This window comes from Anabaena sp. AL09 (genome assembly GCF_001672255.1).
GTDB classification, from domain to species: domain Bacteria; phylum Cyanobacteriota; class Cyanobacteriia; order Cyanobacteriales; family Nostocaceae; genus Dolichospermum; species Dolichospermum lemmermannii.
In genome coordinates, this window is the sequence record NZ_LJOQ01000077.1 from 17931 (window position 1) to 39655 (window position 21725).

General features: G+C 38.4%; 20 protein-coding genes, 1 tRNA gene and 3 pseudogenes. 6 read left to right on the forward strand and 18 right to left on the reverse strand.

Annotated elements, in window-relative coordinates:
* Positions 1-71 precede the first annotated feature (71 nt).
* Together nifD and nifH are read right to left on the reverse strand one after the other, a co-directional pair.
* The gene (gene nifD, locus AN490_RS14435; protein WP_300004546.1) at positions 72-1466 is read right to left on the reverse strand and encodes a nitrogenase molybdenum-iron protein alpha chain; all 1395 of its coding nucleotides are present in this window, start codon (positions 1464-1466) and stop codon (positions 72-74) included.
* Between the two features lie 162 nt (positions 1467-1628).
* Positions 1629-2078: pseudogene (nifH, locus tag AN490_RS14440) on the reverse strand (nitrogenase reductase); the annotation flags it as partial.
* Between the two features lie 110 nt (positions 2079-2188).
* On the opposite strand from nifH, the gene AN490_RS14445 reads away from it, so the two are divergent.
* On the forward strand, positions 2189-3616 hold the full coding sequence (locus tag AN490_RS14445) for an integrase (RefSeq protein WP_300004550.1): 1428 nt from the start codon (positions 2189-2191) through the stop codon (positions 3614-3616).
* 60 nt (positions 3617-3676) lie between these two features.
* Positions 3677-4282 (forward strand): hypothetical protein, encoded by a 606-nt coding sequence (locus tag AN490_RS14450; RefSeq protein ID WP_300004554.1) that lies wholly within the window; start codon positions 3677-3679, stop codon positions 4280-4282.
* A gap of 29 nt (positions 4283-4311) precedes the next feature.
* Here AN490_RS14450 and AN490_RS14455 read toward each other — a convergent pair whose 3' ends face one another.
* From AN490_RS14455 to AN490_RS14475, 5 genes are all read right to left on the reverse strand, one after another.
* A complete protein-coding gene (locus AN490_RS14455) occupies positions 4312-4545 on the reverse strand; it encodes a hypothetical protein (RefSeq protein ID WP_015081302.1) in 234 nt (77 codons plus the stop codon).
* Positions 4545-4832 (reverse strand): type II toxin-antitoxin system HigB family toxin, encoded by a 288-nt coding sequence (locus tag AN490_RS14460; RefSeq protein ID WP_300004557.1) that lies wholly within the window; start codon positions 4830-4832, stop codon positions 4545-4547. The genes AN490_RS14455 and AN490_RS14460 overlap by 1 nt, the downstream gene beginning before the upstream one ends.
* A 26-nt stretch (positions 4833-4858) precedes the next feature.
* Positions 4859-5107 (reverse strand): type II toxin-antitoxin system ParD family antitoxin, encoded by a 249-nt coding sequence (locus tag AN490_RS14465; RefSeq protein WP_190382216.1) that lies wholly within the window; start codon positions 5105-5107, stop codon positions 4859-4861.
* Positions 5108-5292: 185 nt separating this feature from the next.
* Entirely contained in the window at positions 5293-5571 is a 279-nt protein-coding gene (locus AN490_RS14470; protein WP_300004564.1) for a type II toxin-antitoxin system RelE/ParE family toxin, read from the reverse strand.
* Positions 5552-5764 carry a hypothetical protein gene (locus AN490_RS14475; RefSeq protein ID WP_096665337.1) on the reverse strand — a complete coding sequence of 71 codons (213 nt, stop codon included), beginning with the start codon at positions 5762-5764 and terminating at the stop codon, positions 5552-5554. Before AN490_RS14475 ends, AN490_RS14470 begins: the two co-directional genes overlap by 20 nt.
* Here AN490_RS14475 and AN490_RS14480 point away from each other — a divergent pair.
* Complete coding sequence (locus AN490_RS14480) at positions 5763-5984, forward strand: hypothetical protein (protein WP_300004571.1); 222 nt, start codon at positions 5763-5765, stop codon at positions 5982-5984. The two genes, AN490_RS14475 and AN490_RS14480, sit on opposite strands and share 2 nt — an antisense overlap.
* Here AN490_RS14480 and AN490_RS14485 read toward each other — a convergent pair.
* The 6 genes and pseudogenes from AN490_RS14485 to nifB all read right to left on the reverse strand — a co-directional run bounded on the left by AN490_RS14485 (position 5957) and on the right by nifB (position 12974).
* On the reverse strand, positions 5957-7459 hold the full coding sequence (locus AN490_RS14485) for an RNA-directed DNA polymerase (protein WP_300004574.1): 1503 nt from the start codon (positions 7457-7459) through the stop codon (positions 5957-5959). The two genes, AN490_RS14480 and AN490_RS14485, sit on opposite strands and share 28 nt — an antisense overlap.
* 447 nt (positions 7460-7906) lie before the next feature.
* Positions 7907-8338, reverse strand: a pseudogene (locus AN490_RS14490) (AAA family ATPase); the annotation flags it as partial.
* Between the two features lie 219 nt (positions 8339-8557).
* Positions 8558-9457, reverse strand: a complete 900-nt coding sequence (gene nifU, locus AN490_RS14495; protein WP_300004577.1) for a Fe-S cluster assembly protein NifU — start codon at positions 9455-9457, stop codon at positions 8558-8560.
* A 94-nt stretch (positions 9458-9551) separates the two neighbouring features.
* Complete coding sequence (nifS, locus tag AN490_RS14500) at positions 9552-10817, reverse strand: cysteine desulfurase NifS (protein ID WP_300004580.1); 1266 nt, start codon at positions 10815-10817, stop codon at positions 9552-9554.
* A gap of 285 nt (positions 10818-11102) precedes the next feature.
* Positions 11103-11447 (reverse strand): 4Fe-4S binding protein, encoded by a 345-nt coding sequence (locus AN490_RS14505; RefSeq protein WP_213716564.1) that lies wholly within the window; start codon positions 11445-11447, stop codon positions 11103-11105.
* A gap of 87 nt (positions 11448-11534) precedes the next feature.
* Positions 11535-12974 (reverse strand): nitrogenase cofactor biosynthesis protein NifB, encoded by a 1440-nt coding sequence (gene nifB, locus AN490_RS14510; protein WP_300004583.1) that lies wholly within the window; start codon positions 12972-12974, stop codon positions 11535-11537.
* A 945-nt stretch (positions 12975-13919) separates the two neighbouring features.
* Between nifB and miaB the strand changes: the two genes are divergently transcribed.
* Positions 13920-15281 carry a tRNA (N6-isopentenyl adenosine(37)-C2)-methylthiotransferase MiaB gene (gene miaB / locus AN490_RS14515; protein WP_300004585.1) on the forward strand — a complete coding sequence of 454 codons (1362 nt, stop codon included), beginning with the start codon at positions 13920-13922 and terminating at the stop codon, positions 15279-15281.
* Positions 15282-15355: 74 nt separating this feature from the next.
* Here miaB and AN490_RS14520 read toward each other — a convergent pair whose 3' ends face one another.
* From AN490_RS14520 to AN490_RS14540, 5 genes are all read right to left on the reverse strand, one after another.
* Positions 15356-15601: a DUF4926 domain-containing protein gene (locus AN490_RS14520; RefSeq protein ID WP_300004587.1), complete on the reverse strand. Its 246-nt coding sequence runs from the start codon at positions 15599-15601 to the stop codon at positions 15356-15358.
* Between the two features lie 21 nt (positions 15602-15622).
* Positions 15623-15955, reverse strand: a complete 333-nt coding sequence (locus AN490_RS14525; protein ID WP_300004589.1) for a DUF6883 domain-containing protein — start codon at positions 15953-15955, stop codon at positions 15623-15625.
* 593 nt (positions 15956-16548) lie between these two features.
* On the reverse strand, positions 16549-18462 hold the full coding sequence (sir, locus tag AN490_RS14530) for a sulfite reductase, ferredoxin dependent (RefSeq protein WP_300004590.1): 1914 nt from the start codon (positions 18460-18462) through the stop codon (positions 16549-16551).
* 198 nt (positions 18463-18660) lie between these two features.
* Positions 18661-19725 (reverse strand): transposase, encoded by a 1065-nt coding sequence (locus AN490_RS14535; protein WP_300004592.1) that lies wholly within the window; start codon positions 19723-19725, stop codon positions 18661-18663.
* Between the two features lie 159 nt (positions 19726-19884).
* Positions 19885-20718, reverse strand: a complete 834-nt coding sequence (locus AN490_RS14540) for a hypothetical protein (RefSeq protein WP_300004594.1) — start codon at positions 20716-20718, stop codon at positions 19885-19887.
* A gap of 288 nt (positions 20719-21006) precedes the next feature.
* On the opposite strand from AN490_RS14540, the gene AN490_RS14545 reads away from it, so the two are divergent.
* Both AN490_RS14545 and AN490_RS14550 read left to right on the forward strand, forming a co-directional pair.
* Positions 21007-21080: transfer RNA gene (locus AN490_RS14545), tRNA-Arg, on the forward strand.
* Positions 21081-21218: 138 nt separating this feature from the next.
* Positions 21219-21638 (forward strand): annotated as a pseudogene (locus AN490_RS14550) (RNA-guided endonuclease TnpB family protein); the annotation flags it as partial.
* Between the last annotated feature and the right edge of the window lie 87 nt (positions 21639-21725).

Below are 21725 nucleotides of genomic sequence, written 5' to 3' on the forward strand. Positions count from 1 at the left end.
TATAGAACATAATTAAATACATTTAGTCTAAAAATTAAACTCTCTTAATTCCCCAACCAAAAAACCTTAAACTAACGCACCTTTCCACCAACATAATCAAGTTCGGAGTAATCCCAAGAGTGCATTTGACGGAAAGGAAGACCCATTTTTTGGAAAACATACTTCTCTTTCACACCAGAAGCAACTAAGTCTGGCTTCAATGCTTTGATGAATTCTTCAAATTCGTAAGCGGTAACGTCGTCATAAACGATAGTTCCGTTTTCGATGTAGTTGGTAGTACGTTTATAGTCGTCACTGTGAGCGAACTCATAACCTGTACCAATCATCTTCATTCCCAAATCTTGGAAAGCGGGAACAACGTGACGGGGACGTAAACCACCAACCATCATTGCTACAGTCTTACCTTCCAAACGGGGGCGATATTTACCAACGATCGCATCCATGGTAGGTTGGTATTTAGCAATTACTTTCTCAGCATTTGCTTGGATCTTTGCGTCAAACTTAGAAGCAATTTCACGTAAGGAAGCTGCAATCTTGGTAGGACCAAAGAAGTTATATTCTAACCAGGGTATACCATAAGCTTCTTCCATGTGACGGCTGATGTAGTTCATCGAGCGGTAACAGTGGATGAGGTTCATCTTCACGTTGGGGGTCATCAACATTTCGTTGATTGTACCGTCACCAGACCATTGAGCAACAACGCGCAAACCAATTTCTTCTAAAAGGATACGGCTCGCCCAAGCATCACCACCGATGTTATAGTCACCAATGATGGCTACATCATAAGGAGTGCCTTCAAACTTCAATGTACCGTCTTTCTTAGCCTTGTCTGCTCTGGGGAATACCCAGTCACGAATCATGTCGTTAGCGATGTGGTGTCCTAAAGACTGAGACACACCACGGAAACCTTCGCAACGAACAGGAATAACTGGCTTACCGATGGTTTTGGATGTGTTTCTAGCTACTGCTTCGATGTCATCCCCGATTAGACCGATAGGACATTCAGATTGAATAGAAACCCCACGGTTTAGGGGGAATAATACATCTAATTCTTCAATTAATTTAGTCAGTTTCTTGTCACCACCAAACACGATGTCGCGTTCTTGGAAGTCGGAGGTGAAGTGCATAGTACCAAAGGTATCAATACCTGTTGTACCTAAGTAGTAGTTACGACGACCAGACCAAGACCAGTAACCGCAACCAACAGGACCGTGACTGATGTGGATCATGTCCTTAATAGGACCCCAAACCACACCTTTAGAACCTGCGTAAGCACAACCACGAGCGGTCATTACACCAGGTAAGGATTTGATGTTAGATTTAACACCACAATCAGCCTTACCTTCTTCAAATACGTTTAAATGCTTCTCACGCTTTTTAGCAGCTTTTTCGGGGTAAGCTTTGAGAACTTCTTTAACTAGTTCTTTTCTTTGTTCAACAATCTTCTTGTCGTCGGTCGAAGTCATTGTTAATCTCTCTTGCTCCTAAAGGAACGGAAATAGGGATGAGGTGTTTGGGGACATGAAGTCCCCTGTAGCGATAGGGAAATGTTGGTCAAAGGTGAGAGCTTTTGATGTGCTGCTCTCTGCCTTTTTCCTGGTACTAGAAAATTCTTTCTTAGCAGTGAATTATGCTGTTTTACCAACTAATTTTGCAGCATTTTCTTCGCTTTCAAGAATACCGAACTCAATCAACAATTCTTCCAACTCTTCCATTTCGATAGGTGTAGGGATGGTGAGGTTAGTGTTGTTGATGATCTTCTTAGCTAGTGCGCGGTATTCGTTAGCTTGTTTGCTTTCTGGTGCATACTCGTTCACTGTCATCCGACGTAGTTCAGCGTGTTGAACTATATTGTCGCGGGGAACGAAGTGAATCATTTGAGTGTTCAAACGTGCAGCCAAGGTTTCAATTAATTCGATTTCTCGGTCTGTGTTACGGCTGTTACAGATCAAACCACCTAAACGAACTCCACCGGAGTGAGCATATTTAAGTACACCACGAGCGATGTTGTTTGCAGCATACATCGCCATCATTTCACCTGATGTAACGATGTAGATTTCTTGTGCTTTACCTTCACGGAAAAGAGTAATAAGATAATTTTAAAAGCCGGAAAATGTTCATTTTCAACTATGTTTGCCGCAATCATTGTCTGGAGTGAACAGTTTTTTTATTAGGGTAAATCTAGGGTATGGACAGAACACAGGAAGCATTTGCCGATTTTCACCAAACAGCTATTACCGACGGGGGATATTTAGGCAGAATGCAAGCAGTAGAAAATCAAGAAAATCACTTAACGGCAAAACTGACCACAGAATTAAAGGCAATTAATGCTAGACTAAGAGCCGCTAGGGTGAGTGTTTCTGTGAGAAAATCCGGCAATTCATTACAGTTGAGAACTACTTTACCTATTAAACCAGGTGATATTGATAAAAACGGTAGCGGCACAAAGCAATATGATATTTCTTTGGGTATTCCCTTTAGTTTTGATGGTTTAAATACGGCAGAAGAAGAAGCTAATGAGTTGGGAAAATTAATTGCCAGAAAACAATTTATTTGGACTGATAAATATTTAGGCAAAACTAGATTTAAAGCGAAATTTATCACAATGGGAGAGTTGGTTTCTGATTTTGAAAACAATTATTTCCAAACTAGGAAACGGACTCTCAAAAGTAACAATACTTTTAATAGTTATTTTTATATTGCTAACAAACATTTGCCAAAGGATAAACTAGCTATAGATGCCAATTTTATTGATGCTGTAAAATTTTGCCCATCTTCGGATAGTGTAAAAAATGAATTAATTAAGGTAATTAGGGTTTTATGTAAATGTTCTGGTTTAGAAGTTCCAGAATTAAGTAATTTAAAAATCAAGGCTATTTCTCAACGTAAACGTGATATACCCACTGATGCAGACATAGAACAAGAATATCTCAAGTTTGAAAATTATGCTATTAATCGTTCTAGTAAATTAACAACTAGGGAAGATAGAAATAATTGGAAATTGTGGAGATGGGTTTATGGGATGTTAGCAACCTATGGATTAAGACCGATTGAAATTTTTGTTAATCCTGATTTAAATTGGTGGTTATCATCAGATAATGTCATGAATACATGGCGCGTAAATGAGGAATGTAAAACGGGAGAAAGGGAAGCTTTACCATTATATCCCCGTTGGGTAGAAACTTTTAATTTAACCACGGATACCGAAGCAATTGAATTATTAAAAGCAAAAATTAAAGATAAAGTCACCAGTCGAGAAATCAACTCTGCGCGACATGGTACAGACAGATGGTTTAGATTTGTGGGGATTCCTTTTCAACCCTATGATTTGCGGCATGGTTGGGCAATTCGAGCGCATTTGATGGGGATTCCTATTAAAGCTGCTGCTGATAATTTGGGTCATTCTGTGAATATGCACACATCTATTTATCAAAAGTGGTTTAGTTTGGAAAATCGCAAGGTGGCAATTGAGGAAGCAATTAAGAAAAAATCAAAAGTTGAAGATTTACAAGATATTGTAATTAGATTGGAACAGGAAAATGAGAGGTTGAGAATTGACAATGAAAGATTGAGGTTGCAGATGGGACACAGTTTGATAAAAATTGAGTTAGGATAAGAGTTAGCCTCACGCAGAGGCGCAAAGAGTAATTTTATAAAACTAGGAATGTTATAAGATATGTCTTATAGTCAATTTACATCTATTGGTAAGGTTAAAGAAGCTTTTGGGTTAAAAACTCAGGAAGGTGGGCGTTTTATTCCTGCTATTGAAAAAATTGAACCATCTGCTACACTCAAGGCATATCTTGAAGAAAGTATACCAATTTCTTCTTCTGCTAGTGAAAAAGCTCGTTCTGAAGGAATTATTTACCCAGTTTTATTAGAAGTAAGAAAGATTTTAAATCGGCAAATTAGCTTATTTTCCGGTGAAGATTTTACAGTTGATGAGTCAGTTGGACTTAATGGAATGTGTGATTTTTTATTAAGTCGTTCTCCTGAAGTTTTAGAAATTGAAGCCCCGGTAATTGTGTTTGTTGAGGCAAAAAAGGCTGATTTAAGAACTGGGTTTGGACAATGTATTGCAGAGATGGTGGCCGCGCAAAGATTTAATGCTGCTAAAAATAATTCTCTTAGCGTTATTTATGGTGTAATTAGTAGTGGTACACAATGGCGTTTTCTGAAGTTGGAAAATGATCTTGTCACTATTGATTTGATGGATTATGCTCTCCCACCTGTGGAAGAAATTTTGGGTATGTTAGTTTGGATGATGCAAAATGGCGGGTAATTCAGCAATTAAAAATTACTTCCCAATAGTTAATCTATATCCTCTAGTTCAGGAATATGTTCATTTTCATAGTTTTCAATTAAAACTCCGATGACTTCCATGAGTGAAGCAAGGGGATGGTTTTCATCTTCACCAACTTGATCTATCAGAGAATCTAGTATATCAACTAAGTGTTCATATTCCTGTTCTGTGTGAGGAACAAAGACATTTTCGGCAATGGATGACCAAGCATTAATGGTTTTTTCAAAGTTTAAAGTTTGCATTATTCTTTCCACTTTCCTTCATCATATTCTGAATGTGTTAGCACAGCACGGATATAGATTTTTTGGCGGTTATAATGAATTGCTGCAATTAGTCTAACTTTGTTACCACCAATATTAAAAACTGTCAATTTACCAACTTGATCTGCTGATGGAAATATTTGACGGAGTTCTACAAATGAGATAAATTCATTTTCCTTTATTAATTGATACCACTGAGATAGAGCATTTTTTGTATCTGGATAAAGTTTAGCAAATTCATTTAGTCGTTTACGAGTAATAATGTGCATTTGAAAAACCCTGATTTCTTAGTAATTTAGTCATATTTTAACTTTTGTGGTAGTTGTTGAAAAACTAATTCACCTTCTATTACTTCACCTTGACGAATTTGCTCTGTTCCTTCAGCAATTTTTCGCCTTAATTCACTGAGTTGATTTTCTTTTTCATCATGTTGTTCTAAAAGTTGAAAAGCTATGGATAATAACTCGTCAATGCTTTTATATTTACCTTGTTGTAGTTTTTCAAGAATGTATTTTTCTTGATCTGGCTTGACTGCAATTTGCATCTTTATCTCCTTATCTTTGAATTGATAAAAGTTCTCAAAGTTATATCCTTAATCCTAATTAAAGCATTAAATCACTTACTTGGACACACTAAATGTGATTCCTACGGAGCGCTAGTTCCCTCCGGGACGCTACCGCGAACGCTATCGCATCCCCACAATGCACATCTTTATTAATTTAAAAACTTTTATTTATAAACATCTCCTCTTGCACCAATTGTGAAAATTTCAACTTCACCAGATTGGGTATTAGCTGTGAAAACTATTCTGATTTTACCAATACGTAATCTATAAAATCCTTCCCAATCTCCTTTCATTTTTTTAATATCAAGTTCTGTAAAGGGGATAATGGCTTGTTCTTCGACAAAAGCTAGAAGTTGAGATATTTTTTCCTGGATTTTCTCAACATCTTCAAGATTTGCCTTTTCTAAAAACTTAATAGCATTCTTACGAAATTTTATGGCCATTTTTCACCCACTCTGTCATATCAACTAATTCTTCATCTTGATAATCTGATGGTGAACCAAATATTTCATCTAGTTCTTCTTGTTCTTCGTCACTTACATAGGGTATGAGGACTTGACAAAGTAACATTCTTTCTTCTCGCAAAACTTCGCGGATGCTTTCTTTGATTATTGCTTTAAGTTCTTGGATTTCCATGAGTATTATCCTTGAGAATAAAAGTATTATACCGTTTTTAGTAGAAGCGATCGCTATCTCAATCCAAAACATCAGAAATGCGATTCCTACGGAGCGCTTCGCTATCGCTCTCAAAACCCACAATACCCGAAAAGCGATCGCTCTCATAACCAAAAACACCGGAAATGCGATCGCTCATACATCAAACTACTTTTATCGTTTAAATACATCAAGATGGTAAGACAAGCTCCCAGCTTTTTGGGTAGTTGATATTCTTCTATATAGCTTAAAATCACTACAACTTGTAAAGATTCTACTCTTATTGGATTTAATTGATTCAACAACAGGATGATTAAATTTTTGTCTTATTGACACTCTCAGACTATTACTTTTCAAGAAATATAATGTCCATGATATCAAATATTTATTTTCTTCCCAATTTTTTCTTAATTCTTGAAGTAGTAGGTTTAAATGTTTTTCAATTAAATATTTAGAGTTTGAATTATTAGATTGAATCATCATAGCCTCTATAACACCTAATATTTTTGGAAAAGTCTTGACTCTACGTTCTCCAAGTAGTAACAGTAAGCTAATTGTCTTATTCAAAGTGGGTGTATCTACAGGAATAATAGGCTTATATTTCTTGTTGAGAATATCGGAAATAAATCTGTCTATTACTCCTGTACCGGGATTTTCTTTGTCAATACGTAGAACACCTAAGTATAATTCCTTGAATTCTTTAAAATCAAGATTTTTACCTTTGGGTGGTCGAATTTGATGGTATTTTGAAACCCACTCACGAAAAAGCCCTTCAGGTAACTCGTATATACCAGTTTTATCTTCATTTAGAAGAAGATTATACTCTTTTAGTTGTTTTTGTAATGATTTTATAACAATCTTACAATCATTTTTTGATTTACATAAAAATCTGTAATCATCCTTGAATCTAACGGCAAGAATATCAAGCTCTTTCACCGTTTGAGATACTTCCAAATCAATTGCTGAAAGAATAGCCTCACTAATTAAATCTGAAACGGCTGGGCCTATTGATAAACCATTAGTACATCCATCATTAGAACTTTGAAATAACTTATCCAGTCTATTACCCAGGAAAGTATCATCATAACGATTATTACCAGTTCTAATCAATGATTTTGTGTGAAATGCCCAAGCAATACTATGTGTATAAACAGATGGATAGAAATTCTTAATGTCAGTTCTAATTAAATACTTATATCTATAAGCTTCCTCAACTAAATCATTCTCAGCCATCTCAATATACTCGTATATCATTCTACCTGAACGCAATTTGCTTAAAGAACCTAGATTCGATCCGTCTACCGGTATAGGAAAACTGTATGAGTAAATCCATTTCTGTGGATGAAAGAGAATATCTAATACTTGATCCCAATTGTTAGCCAATTCAAAAGCTATATCATTATGAATTTCTGGATCAATAATACTGAAAGTTCTATCGGTTAAATCTGATTTTGGGAAGTGCAACTCACATAACTGAGCTATTTTTGGTTTATATTTCCTGGTATTAGGAGTAAAATATTTTCCGTAAGTGGGATGCTTACCTACGTAAAAGCAGGGAGGTAGTACATAAGATTCAGGAAAATATCCGACTGTCATCAACCAATTATAAATATCTTTTGGCTGAAGGGAACGTGCAAGTCGTTCGGTATTTTGGCTGTGTTTCGCAGGTTTATTCAAATCCTTATCCCCCCGGTAATATTTAAGTTAAATACCCTAAGCAACCTAGAACAACCACCGATAACTTCAAGGCAATATCCTTAGTCTCTAAATGAGATGGATTTTTTTGATGTTATGATTAAAGTTCTATATTAATCACAAATTAATTACGATACATTATTATACATATATTTATGGGTTTTGTCCAGAAATTTTCTAGATAACATCCAAATACATCAAATAATTTTCTGGTATTTTCATCGAACTTCCCAAAATACCAATCAGTAACACATCTATCAAAAATTATGTATCTCTCTTGACGCTAGGGACAAAATAGGGTAAACAAAAGAAAAAAACAAAACAAAAACCCCATTTCCCAAAAATTTCCCAGGGCAAAAATAGGGCATAAAAAAATCAAAATTCCCAACCAATAGTATTAACAAAAACCCCAGACAAAATAGCTTAATCTTCACGGATAGGCATAGCAAAACCACCACATACAACGTCACCCAATACGTCGTAAGATACGAAATCTAAGTCTGTGTAAGCACCGTTTTCTTCTAGGAAGTTAATAGCGGTGATAATACCACGACCGGCGCAACCTACACCGGGTTCTGGACCACCGGATTCCACGCATTTAACGTCGCGGAAACCTTTGAGCATTACTTCATGAAGTTCTAGGTCTTCAACAGATCCTCTTTCAGCAGCCAAGTGAAGAACGGTTGTTTGAGCCTTGGAGTGAAGCATCAAACGGGTAGAGTCAGCTTTAGGATCGCAACCTACGATCATGATGCGTTGACCCATTTCAGCCATAGCGGCTAAAGTATTTTGAGAAGTGGTAGATTTACCGATACCGCCCTTGCCGTAGAAAGCTATCTGTCTAATTTTTTCTTCAGTCATTGTTCGTGTTTCCTAGAATTAGTTAATTGGTGGTTTTGTCTGGTTCTCACGGCCAAAGTTCTACGGCGGTGAGCGTTTGTAGAACGTCGCTATCTATGGAGGCGATCGCTCTACAGACAATTTGGTTTTGTTCATGGTATTTATGAGGTTGTAAGGATTTTTTCTTTGTCAGTTGTAGGGGTTTAGCACTGCTAAACCCTGACTATTAGCTGTTGTTTACTAAACTGCTTCGACAATAATTTCTTTACTGATGCGATCGCGTAATCTCGCTTCAATCGCAATCTTTAAAGTGGCTGTGCTGCTAGAACATGAACCGCAAGCACCTTTAAGAATGACTTTAATCTTATCGCCTTCAACATCATAAAGTTCTACATCTCCCCCGTCGGCGATTAAAACAGGTCGGACTTCTTCATCTAATACTTTTTGAATCAGAGCAATTTTTTGAACTGTAGTTAATGGTTTTTGTGGCTCTGAACTGGGAATTTCTGTTTTAGCATTTGCCTTGTATCTGTAGAGATTTTTGTTGGCGGCTTCCTGCTTTACTTCTCTTATTATATCATCAATCTTCGTTAAACAAGAACCGCATCCGCCACCAGCTTTTACATAATTTGTTACTTGCTCTGCACTGAAGAGATTGTTTTGTGCAACTGCTTTCTTTATCTTAGCATCAGTTATCCCAAAACAACTACAGATGAGGACACCTTCTTCATCGTCATGTGCCTCTAAAGCAATGCCACGATAATTATAAATCGCAGCTTCTAAAGCCTCTTGACCCATAACAGAACAGTGCATTTTCTCTTGAGGTAAACCACCTAAATAATCAGCGATTTCCTTATTTGTCACACCCAAAGCTTCATCTAAAGTCAGACCTTTAACCATTTCAGTTAAAGCGCTCGAAGAAGCAATCGCACTGGTACAACCAAAAGTTTGAAACCGAGCATCGAGAATTTTATCTGTTGCTTCTTCAACTTTCAAATGTAATCTTAAAGCATCACCACAAGCAATACTTCCCACTTCACCAGTTGCCAGTTTCACACCAGCTTCGCCAGTTTCTTCAATAGCACCCTGGTTTTTGGGATCGTAAAATAACTCTAATACTTTATCAGTGTAGTCCCACATAGTTAATTTTAGATTTTGGATTTTAGATCGGTGATTCGTAATTTTTGATTAGTCAGCAGTCAGTTTTTACTTACTACTGACTAATGACTAATGACTAATGTACGGGCGAAGCATTCGGAGAAAAGCCTTTGGGAGAAACCGATAATTTATCATCCGAATGCTTCGCCCCTACGGATTGTTGTTGTAACCAATCAGCATTATCATTTTTGAAGGGAGATAAGGCTCGAAGACGGTCAACAATTTCCGGCATTACTGCTATTACTTGATCAATTTCAGCTTCGGTTGTGTAGCGAGAAAGACTGAAGCGAATCGAACCATGTAAAGTAGTATAAGGCAAACCCATAGCTCGTAAAACATGAGAAGGTTCAAGAGAACCAGAAGTACAAGCAGAACCAGAAGAAGCACAAATACCGTACTTATTTAAAGAGAGCAAAATTGCTTCACCTTCAATATATTTGAAACCGATATTTGTAGTATTTGGTAATCTATGTTTGATATCACCATTTACTTCACAATTAGGAATTTTAGCTAGAAGAGATTTTTCCAAATAATCGCGCAACTTTGTTAATCTCTGAGATACTTCTTCTAAATGTAACAGTTCCAATTCCGCAGCTTTGCCAAGAGCAATAATTCCGGGAACATTCTCTGTACCGCCTCTGCGTCCTCGTTCTTGATGTCCACCAACTAAGAGAGGACGGAAACGAACCCCACGTCTCACATACAAAGCACCAATACCTTTAGGAGCATGAATTTTATGACCAGATATAGTTAACATATCTATGGTGCTGGTCTTCATATTCAAGGGTATTTTGCCTACCGCTTGCACTGCATCAACGTGGAAGAGAGCGCCGTATTCCTTAACCATAGCACCAATTTCTTCAATTGGAAATATCGTGCCGGTTTCATTATTGGCATACATCATTGTTACCAAAGCAGTATTACCAGTTAGAGAAGCTTCTAACTCATTCAAATCCATTTGTCCCTTAGCATTTACTGACAAATAGGTAACTTGATAACCTTTAGATTCTAATTGTTTGCAGACATTTAAAACTGCGGGATGTTCTACTTGGGAAGTGATGATATGGCGTTTTTCTGGTTGAGCTAATAAAGCAGCATGAATAGCAGCATTATCGCCCTCAGTTCCGCAACTGGTAAAAACAATTTCTGATTCGTCTGCTCCCAGTAAAGCAGCAACTTGTTCTCTAGCTATTTTTACAGCTTTCCCAAGTTGTCCACCAAAAGAGTGCATACTAGAAGGATTAGCATAATAGTCCGTCAAATAAGGCATCATTGCCTCAACAACTTGAGGATCTATTTTAGTGGTGGCATTATTATCAAGATAGATACAATTATTTTGCATGATTTTCCATATAAAAGTATAAAGTAGGGGCGAAGCATTCGGGCGATAAATTACCGGTTTTGTCCAAGACTATTTTCCCAATGCTTCGCCCTTACAGGGGCGATAAATTATCGGTTTTGTCAAAGACTATTTTCTGAATGCTTCGCCCTTACAGGGGCGATAAATTATCGGTTTTGTCGAAGACTATTTTCCCAATGCTTCGCCCTTACAGGAGTCAGAAATTCAGAAGAAAGATAAATATAAATATTCTCTATTTCCTATTTCCTCTTAACTGTTACCTGTCACCTATATAACTATTTGTCCTTGATGCTTTTGCAATTGTTGGGCAATCTTTTGGGAATAAGATTTATACCAATTCTCCCAATAGTCTTGCTTATTGGTTAACTTTGCTCTCACACGGTTGTAAGTAGCAAACCAACTTTCCCAATAATCACTAGGTTGTTTAACGCAACCATCAACAGTAGGACAACTGGCTTTACATTGAGGCACGGTGTGAATACTACCAGCGCAATTTGTGCAAAGTTCCGAGTCAATCCAGTAATTACCGTCAACTTCTTGAATTGCACCGGTAGGACAAACAGATAAACACAACTTGCAGGAAATACACTGGCTAGTAATTTCGTAAGCCATGATTATTTACCTCGGAGATTTTAGATTTTAGATTTTGGATTTTAGATTGGAGTCTATCAAATCCGAAATCCAAAATCCAAAATTGAATTACCCATTAGCCTTAACATATTGCTCGTAAAATTCTAAAGCAACCTTTTCAATTACGTCATAGGCTTCAACAGTTTGGATTCCTGCTGCTTCTAGTTTTTCCTTGGGACAATTGCCTATTTTCGATACCAAGACTGCTTTACAATCTGCAATTGATTTCATTATATTGTCTGCGGTAGCTGCTTCGCTGTAACCACCTTGACAATATTGATCAATCTTGCGGTGACTAACAAAACGAACTTCATTACCATCAACTTCATAAACTTGAAATTCTTTGGCGTGTCCGAAATGTTGGTTAACTAATCCACCACCTTTTGTTGCTACTGCAATCAAGATTTTAGGACTATCAGCAGATTTTTTACCAGTTGATGCTTTATCTTTTGCAGCCTTAATTTCTTCTCTAAATTTCTCAATCCCTTCGTGAACTTCTTGACGAGTTTCAAAGTTATATTCTGGAGCCATTTCCATGAACTTATCTTTAGTAAATTCTTGGCTACGGTCTTCTCCTAATAATCCTACCGCATCGGCTCGACACTGGCGACAGTGACGCATCATTTTCATGTTACCAGAGCAATTGTCTTGGACTTCTTTCAGTTCTTTTCCTGTTGGTCCACGTTGACCAGTTAAACCGAAATGAGTACCATGTTCTGGTGCAGAAATTAGCGGCATAATGTTGTGTAAGAATGCGCCTCTCTCCCGAATAGCCTTATTAACTTCTACCAAATGTTGATCATTAATTCCTGGAATCATTACGGAATTAACTTTGCATAAGATATCAGCTTCTTTGAGAGATTGCAATCCTTCCAATTGTTTTTCTAGAAGAATTTTTGCCCCTTCAATCCCTCTGTAACGTTTGCGTTTATAGTGAACCCAAGAATAGATTTCTGCACCTATTTCGGGGTCAATGGTATTAAGGGTGATAGTAACGTGATCTATATTTAATTGCTTGATGCGATCAATATGTTCTGTCAGCATCAAACCGTTAGTAGATAAGCACAATTTAATATCTGGTGCTTTATCGGCAATTAATTCAAAAGTCCGAAAAGTTTTTTCTGGATTAGCCAAAGGATCACCAGGACCGGCAACTCCCAACACAGTCATTTGGGGAATTTTTCCGGCAATTACTAACACTTTATGGGCAGCTTCTTCCGGTGTGAGTAATTCACTCACTACTCCAGGACGACTTTCGTTAGCGCAATCATACTTGCGGTTACAATAGTTACATTGAATATTGCAAGCTGGAGCAACGGCAACGTGCATCCGTGCATAGTGATGATGAGCCTCTTCACTATAGCAGGGGTGTTTAGAAATGCGTTCTATGAGTTTTTCATCCATTTCTGGAGTTGTGGTGCTGTCGCAACCGCAAGCAGCAGATGTAGCAGGGGCGATAATGGCATTTTCAAAGTCGGAGGTGAGAATATCTGTAGCAGGTAGTGTCATTGAATTTCGCTGTTGGAGGTGGACTTGAGAGCCACTGTGGGAGATGCTTTTACTACTGCCAATATCTAAATTATTTTAGACATGGTGCTAATCTCATCCCTCCACTCACTTTTGACTGCTAACTTGGTTTTGTTAAGGAGCGTTAAGTGATTGGCGATAAATGATTTATAGCAGTCCCTTTTTTTGCCTCCCTTGGTTTGCAAAGGATAGAACTTATTGGATTTATTATGTTTGTACTCAAATCCTTAAATCCTTGCATTGCAACGATACAAAAATTAAAAAAGATTTTTTCAGGTAGGGGTACGAGTATTTATAGTGAGGGGTACGAGTATTTATAGTTAGGGGTTCAGGATGTCTTTGTACTCATCTCAAACTCAATACCTGTAAGGATTTCAGCTATCTTTTTATTGGGTTTTCTTGATATTCAACTGTACTCAACTTTTCTGCAAATTATCCTGAAAACTCTTGTTTATCAGGGATTTGAGGATAAAAAACTGGAGTAAGACTAATCCGACTACTCCAGATCCGAGCGAAATTCAATTCTGTATACAACCTATCATTTTTTTTCGGGTAAAAATGCAATTTATATTTTTTTAATTTTTCGATTATTAATGATATAAATCGTAGCTGTATATCTTGCTGTATAAGGAATATACCTTTGCCAAATCATCCATATTAATGCAGATAATTTGCAAAAGATTTAATTTTTTGATCATTATTTATTGGTGATTGGTTATAATTTTGTTAGCCATAAACTTTCGATTATTACTACTATATATATGTAGTGAACAAACCAAATTAGGGAAAATGTGATGAAAGCTGTTATTATCCATATAGATATAAAAGGTGTGAAACTTCTGTTCAATGAGCCTGTTTCTGCCAGAAAAGTTGTAAACTGAATAATAAACAGATTTGATATACATTACTAACTAAGCGTAATTCCCAATGACCACTAAACGCCATTACCACATTATTACCTTCGGTTGCCAAATGAATAAGGCCGACTCTGAGCGCATGGCTGGCATCTTAGAGGACATGGGCTTTGAGTGGTCAGAAGACCCAAATCAGGCAGATTTAATCCTTTACAACACCTGCACCATTCGGGATAATGCGGAACAAAAGGTATATTCTTATTTAGGTAGACAGGCCAAACGCAAGCAGGAAGAACCTGATTTAACTTTGATTGTTGCTGGTTGTGTTGCCCAACAAGAAGGGGCAGCTTTATTGCGACGGGTGCCAGAATTAGATTTAGTCATGGGACCACAACACGCTAACCGTCTGAAAGATTTGCTAGAGTCGGTTTTTGCAGGTAATCAAGTTGTCGCTACCGAAGAAGTTCACATTTTTGAAGATATCACCCAACCGCGTCGGGATAGTCAAGTCACAGCTTGGGTAAATATCATTTATGGCTGTAACGAACGTTGTACTTATTGTGTAGTTCCTAACGTTCGTGGTGTGGAACAGTCCCGCACACCAGAAGCGGTTCGATCCGAAATTGAACAGTTAGCGAGACAAGGGTACAAAGAGATTACGCTCTTGGGTCAAAATATTGACGCTTATGGACGAGATTTACCCGGTTCTACTCCCGAAGGTCGTCACCTGCACACATTGACAGATTTACTTCATTATGTACATGATGTACCGGGCATTGAACGCATTAGATTTGCCACGAGTCATCCGCGTTATTTTACAGAAAGATTAATTAAAGCTTGTGCAGATTTACCCAAGGTATGCGAACATTTCCATATTCCCTTTCAGTCTGGTGACAATGAGCTTTTGAAAGCTATGTCACGGGGTTATACACACGAAAGATATCGCCGGATTATTGATACTATTAGAGGATATATGCCAGATGCGTCAATTAGTGCTGATGCGATTGTGGGTTTTCCCGGTGAGACAGAAACACAGTTTGAAAATACTTTGAAATTGGTGGAAGATATCGGTTTTGATTTAGTGAATACTGCGGCTTATTCACCCCGTCCTGGCACACCTGCGGCTTTGTGGGATAATCAACTCAGTGAAGAGGTAAAAAGCGATCGCTTGCAAAGATTGAATCATTTAGTTAATATTAAGGCAGCCGAGCGATCGCAACGTTACTTTGGCCGCATTGAAGAAGTATTAGTAGAAGCTCAAAACACCAAAGACACAAATCAAGTCATGGGAAGAACCGGCGGAAATCGGCTTACGTTCTTTACTGGTGATATTAATGAACTTAAAGGACAAATAGTCAAAGTCAAAATTACCGAAGTTCGGGCTTTTAGTTTAACTGGAGAAGTGGTAGAAGTTCGTCAACCAGTGACAGTTTAAAAAAATCCAGGAGTATGGTTTAAGACTCCCCGAACTTTCAATAGTCCTGGCAAAAACACCCTTGTACAAATAGACTACGCAGGATGAGTCATCAGCCTAACTGCGGGTCTATCTGTACTATTTGGTAAGCGAAAGTAACTCATTGGCAAGGTTACAATCGCCACTGTATTGCCCAGCATATCGAAAAATTCAACACTGTAGCCTGTTTCTAGTCCGGGAACATCATGTTGTTCAACTACTGTGCCAATGTCCCCAGCATATACATTTTCTTCAGGAAGATCACGCAATAAAATTACATCTGAGTAAAGGGTAAAATTCATTGCAGCCTCCAATATTGCTTGCTAATCAGGAAATAAAGTGATCAATCGCGGAAAATCTTTACCTGTATCTATTTGCCAAACTGTCTTGACAAGAAGTGGTCTATTGATAGGAGTAAATAGATTCGCACTAATTTCATATCTTGTACCATAAGCAGTTTCTTTAATCAGATTAACATCTACCGTTAAATGAAACTTACGTATATCTGATTCTAGCTGTTGCCAGTTGTCGGGAGAATAGCCAAATTGGAGTAGTAATTTCGCTTTTGTCCCACCACGTTTATGTTCAGTATTTAGTAAATACTCAGTCAGCTTGGATGGTTCGATTACTGCGCGATAGCTATTTGGAATTTTCATCGGTAACATTCTCCATAATTTTACTGGAGACTGCCCTTGAAGAGAGTTAACTGCAAAGAAAAAAATTGAGAAGCGAATTTTGTAGATTTGCAACTTTGGTTTTTTACGTGCATTACAACTCCCATCACAAACTACCACCATCAAGAATGGTAAATTGTGAATAACACTAAACTACTGTATGTACTTACAATACAGCTATTGAGTGATTCTTCAAGGCGCAGCCTTAAAGTTAGGTTGTGAATGCTACGAATTGACCATTGGTGCTGCTTCCTTAAAGTCCTTTTGCAATCCTTGTGATTGCACACTCCCACCCATTCTTACCTTATTTGTGTTATTTGTGTTTTGAGATTTGGTTGAAAAATGTCCCTCGTGTGGAAGCACACGCAAATAATTCGAGCGTTAATTTTCGAGAGTTAATTGAATTAGAGTGGAAAAAAGGACTCATTAATATAATAACAATCAATAAACTTTTTGACAATCTCTTAAATTTGAGGATTTTTCGATACTTGACACTGCTAGTCATCCTTTTCACTAATCAAATCTCACGCAAAAACCCCAAAAACAACTTTGCGCCTTTGCGTGAGAATATATTCCTACAGAGTTTGGAAATAAGCCTCCAAAGCTTCATGTACCAAATCAGTCATCGGTCGTTCTTGCTTTTCCGCCGTTTCCTTGAGTTGCGCGTAAAAATCATCCCGCAGACTGATGCGGTGACGGGACTTACCGCTGCTAGTAGGATCTCCTGGTGTGTAATCAGCCACAAATTCCCTAATTGCATCAAAACCCAATCTGTCGCAAAAATCCCCAAAACTTTCTTTCGGTGTCCGCGACTTTTTAAAGAAGACAAAAATCGGTTCTAGAAAACTTTCCAGATCATTGTGGTGCAGTCTTTCCACAAAAGGTTGCGCTAACCGAGTTTGATTTGGTGAACCACCCAACCATACTTGATAAGATTCCACAGCACTACCCACCAAACCCAATTCTGCCATATAAGGACGAGCGCAACCGTTAGGGCAACCAGTCATCCTTACCACAAAATGCTGATTTTGTAAACCCAATTTATCTAATAAAGCCCGAATTCGTTCTAAAATTCCAGGAATGGCTCTTTCCGATTCTGTGATTGCTAAACCGCAAGTAGGTAAAGCCGGACAAGCCATAGCATAGCGGGTTAATGCTGCTATTTGGCTAGGATCAGCAACAACGCCACATTTATCCAGAATCTCTTGAATTGCTGCTTTATCTTCTGGTGCAATATCGTAAAATAGCAGGTTTTGATTACCTGTGAGCCGAATAGGCAGGTTAAATTGTTCAACAATTGTCCGCAAAGCGGTTTTTAGTTGGAATGTTCCGTCATCTTTCACACGCCCGTTATCAATGGAAATACCCAAAAAGAGTTTACCATCGCCTTGTTCATTCCAGCCCAAAAAGTCTTTATATTTAAACTGGATCAGAGGTTTAAAAGGTTCGATGGGTTTACCAAGATATTCTTCGACTTGAGTGCGGAATTTATCTACACCCCAATCATTAATTAAGTATTTTAACCTCGCGTGTCGTCTGTCCGTGCGATCGCCATAATCTCGTTGTGTCGCAACTATAGCTTTTACAAGATTATATACATCAGCTTTGGCTACATAGCCAATGGGGTCAGCGGCTCTGGCAAAGGTTTCTTCTTTATTATGAGTTCTCCCCAAACCACCACCAGCAAAAATATTAAATCCTGCTAATGCGCCTTTTTTATTGGTAATCACTACCAACGTCAAATCCTGAGAATACAAATCAACGGAATTATCACCAGGAACTGTGACACAAATTTTGAATTTGCGGGGCATATAGTGAGTTCCATAGATAGGTTCTACAGAATCATGAACGATTGCACCATTACCATTGGTTTGTCGGGCTGCTTTGACATCTGGATGTTCTTGAGCGCTAATGGCTTTTTCCCCATCTAACCAAATTTCATAATAAGCACCGGTTTGGGGAGAAAGTAAATCAGCGATATTTTGGGCATATTCCCAAGCATACTGATATTCTGAGCGATTTTTAAAGGGGGCTGGAGGAGCCATAACGTTGCGGTTAATGTCACCACAAGCGCCCAAAGTTGAACCAAGATTTTGAACAATTGTAGCGATCGCCGCTTTCAGGTTCTTTTTTAAGATACCATGTAGCTGAAAGCCTTGGCGAGTAGTAGCTCTGAGGGTATGATTACCATATTCATCAGCCAGTTTATCCAAAGCTAAATATAGCTCAGGAGGTACTAACCCGCCGGGATTTTTTGTCCGCAGCATCATTTGATAATCTTTTTCCTGACCCTTGATGCGGTTATCACGGTTATCCTGTTGATAAGAACCGTGAAACTTGAGAATCTGAATTGCTTCTTCACTAAAGTGGGTAGTGTCCTCAAGGATTTCCGTCGCTACAGGTTCACGCAAAAAATTACTATTTTCTTTGATACCTTCGACTTTAGAAGGCTGACGATTGGTCGTAGGAGAAGCAGCAGAGTTAACCATTACGGTAGATACGTTTCTGAATAAAGCGGTAGACAAAATTAAAATTAAGCAATTAATAGCACCTATTTGGCTAAATAAACTACTTAAAATCAGTCGGAATTATGAATATTATTTTTATTTTAACATGGTCAGAGGCCACCTTGATCAAGCGGCGGTTAGAGTAGCTAACTACTCCAACCAGCAAATATTCGCATTGCCTTAGACCAAAGACAATGAGTAGACTTGACCATCAATCAACAGTCGCGTAATCCCTTTAGCTTGTAAATGGCTACTAGCTTTATGGAGCATTTGACTATCGGGAACTTTAATCACGCGATCGCGCTTAGTAGAAAAGCGTTTAGCTACACGATGGTTATCAAAAATCGGCAGTGTTTTCTGTTGATTTTCCAAACTAGGAATGAGACCCAAATCACCAAAATCCTTGAGTGGCCGGGTAATTAACTCCGCAGAACGATCAATTACCAAATAGCAAGTTTTCGGTAAATTAGCGACTGACAATGGTAAAACTTGTACAGATACTTCCCCATTTCCCCGTCTAGTAACTAGGGGTTTTGGAGCTTCATAGTCTTCGTCCTCAAAGTCCTCCTCATCCTCATACAAATCATCATCTAAATCGTCATCTTCTAAATCATCAGGTTCATCCAACAAATCTTCATCGAGAATTTCCGCAAACAGATTCGGCTGTGAATATCGAGTTTCTACCTCTACCTCTATCTTTGGTTTGGGGACAATTGGCGTTTCCGTTGGCTTGTGTCTAACAATTTCCAGTTCTTTGACAATAGGAGTTTCCTTGATAACAGGAAGCTTGGGTTTTTCCACTGCTGAGGAGCGTGTTTTCACCCGTCTATTAGCGGGAATCGGTTGATCAAAATCAAAATCAGAATCATTCCCTGGTTCTGGTTCTGGTAATGCTTCTGGTAATGCTTCTGGTTCTGGTAATGCTTCTATTGTGGGCTTTTCTACTTTTGGGTTCAATAACTCCCCACCACTGCTGACGCTGCTAGAAGCCTCTACTACCAATGGTGGTTGGGTCAACAGCGGTAACTGCTCATAACTTACCTGCGCTCTGCCTTCAGGGGTTCTAGCAGCACGTTTTAAAGAGACGAGAAATTCGTACTCTTCTTCTGGTAAGGTACTTTTAAGCAGACGGCTAATTGTAGAGTTACTCACACCATAGCGTTCTGCTAAAGTCGAGGTTGTTTCCGCAGTTTCTCGATATAGCTTGAGAATTTCTTGTTTGTCAGAATCTGTTAATTTTCTCACGGTAGACACCAAAATTTGTTAAGTTCGTTTGCGTCCACGGTCTCGGCTTTTAAGACTCAATGATGCGTCGTATTCTAGAACAGCACCCAGACCGAATAACACTCCACTAAACACCCAGAATACTTCTAGTACATCACGGTGTAAATAAAGCAACCATATTCAATCGCCAAAAAGCCTACTGTATATTAGTTTTGACTTTTGACTTTTGACTTTTGACTTTTGACTTCCGCCCTGCGGTACTAGTATGTCTCCACTTTGATAATTAGGTCTTTGGGCGAATTTAAAGCACATATCTGCAATGTAGAGCGAAAATGCGGCTGCGGCAATCATTCGCCAAGACAAGGAGACTTTACGTCCCCAAAAAGCCAGCAGCATAGTTGTGGCAATAATTAATAATGCCACATCGCTAACTATGTAAAACAAGTTGAGAAAAAAGGCTATCTGTTCAGTTGATGTTTGCTCTTTTTGAGCAATCAACCAAGGGAGAAAACTGCCTAATGCGCCAACTGCTGCCACAATTAGCCATTGCCATGGGTCTAGATGAATGCGGCGAGAAAGCAAGGCTAAAGCCATACCAGTCCCTAAACATAAATATGTGAGGACAAAAAATATATCAGCAATAGATACATCTGGCTCTTGTTTTAGGACGATTTCTACATAGCCGAAAACGAGTCCACTTATAAAATAAGCAAACATTCCTAACCCGATTGAGAGCCAGACTTTTCCACTACTAACCATTTGGGTACTCCGCCAGTTCCTCCAGCATAAGAGACTTGCACCCAAATAAGCCACAGCTTCAAAAATATTTGTACCAATTACATACCTCTGGGCGCGAACTTCTATTCCTGCTTGCTCTGGGTCAGGGATTTTGGCACTGAACAACAAAAAGTATAACAATGCTAAAACAGTCCAGCTAAAACAGCAAAGAACAAGGTTTTGAGTAGTTAAGTAGGTGGGCTTGAGATCAGATGAGTTGTCGTAAGATTTACTCATAGAGATTAACTAGGTAAATGCTCTGAATGTAATATTGTTTACAGAATTGATGAAATAATTGGCATTTACGTACTTGTGTGATAGACAATAGCCAGTTAAAGCCAGATATATCGGGAAATTGATTTTTCTGTAATACCCCGGTTATCTCTGTGGCAAATAAACGGTTAAAAACATGAGTTTTTTCTGTTCCCTGTTGCCCGTTCCCTGTTCCCTCTGAATGAAATTAGGAAATTTTTAATTTTCTCTTGCTTATTTAGACAATTTTAGCTATGATTGTGAAGGCTTCATGGGTACGTAGCTCAGTTGGATAGAGCATCCGCCTTCTAAGCGGACGGTCACAGGTTCGAGTCCTGTCGTACCCATTAAAATTGGTACACATAGCTATTAATAACGCGCAAAGGTTATAAGAGACTAGGCTTTCATCCTCTACTGAAAGTTTTCTTGTTGACAAGATTATGCCTCGTGAGTTAGCATAGCTTCGTGGTGTTTAGGTCGAAACCATGATAATTTACGAGTTCAAAGTTAAAGGAAAAGATAGGCAGTATCGCGCAATAGACGAGGCTATTCGTGCATCTCAATTCATCCAAAACAAATGTTTAAGATATTGGATGGATAACAAAGGTGCGACGAAATATGATCTCAATAAATATTGCGCGATTTTGGCATCTGAATTTCCTTTTGCGGATGAACTTAATTCAATGGCAAGACAATCTGCTGCGGAACGTTCTTGGAGTACAATAGCTCGATTTTACGACAATTGTAAAAAGAAAGTTAAGGGTAAAAAGGGCTTCCCGAAATTCAAAAAGAATTGCCGCTCAGTTGAATATAAAGTTAGCGGCTGGAAGTTATCTGAAACCAGAAAAGCAATTACTTTTTCTGATAAAAAAGGTATAGGTACTCTGAAATTAAAAGGTACTTACAAGATAGCCCGGAAAGTTTGAAAGCCCCTGAGAAACAGGAACGAAGTTCCGTCTTTCGTGCTTTAGACAGGGGATGAAAAACGGCAC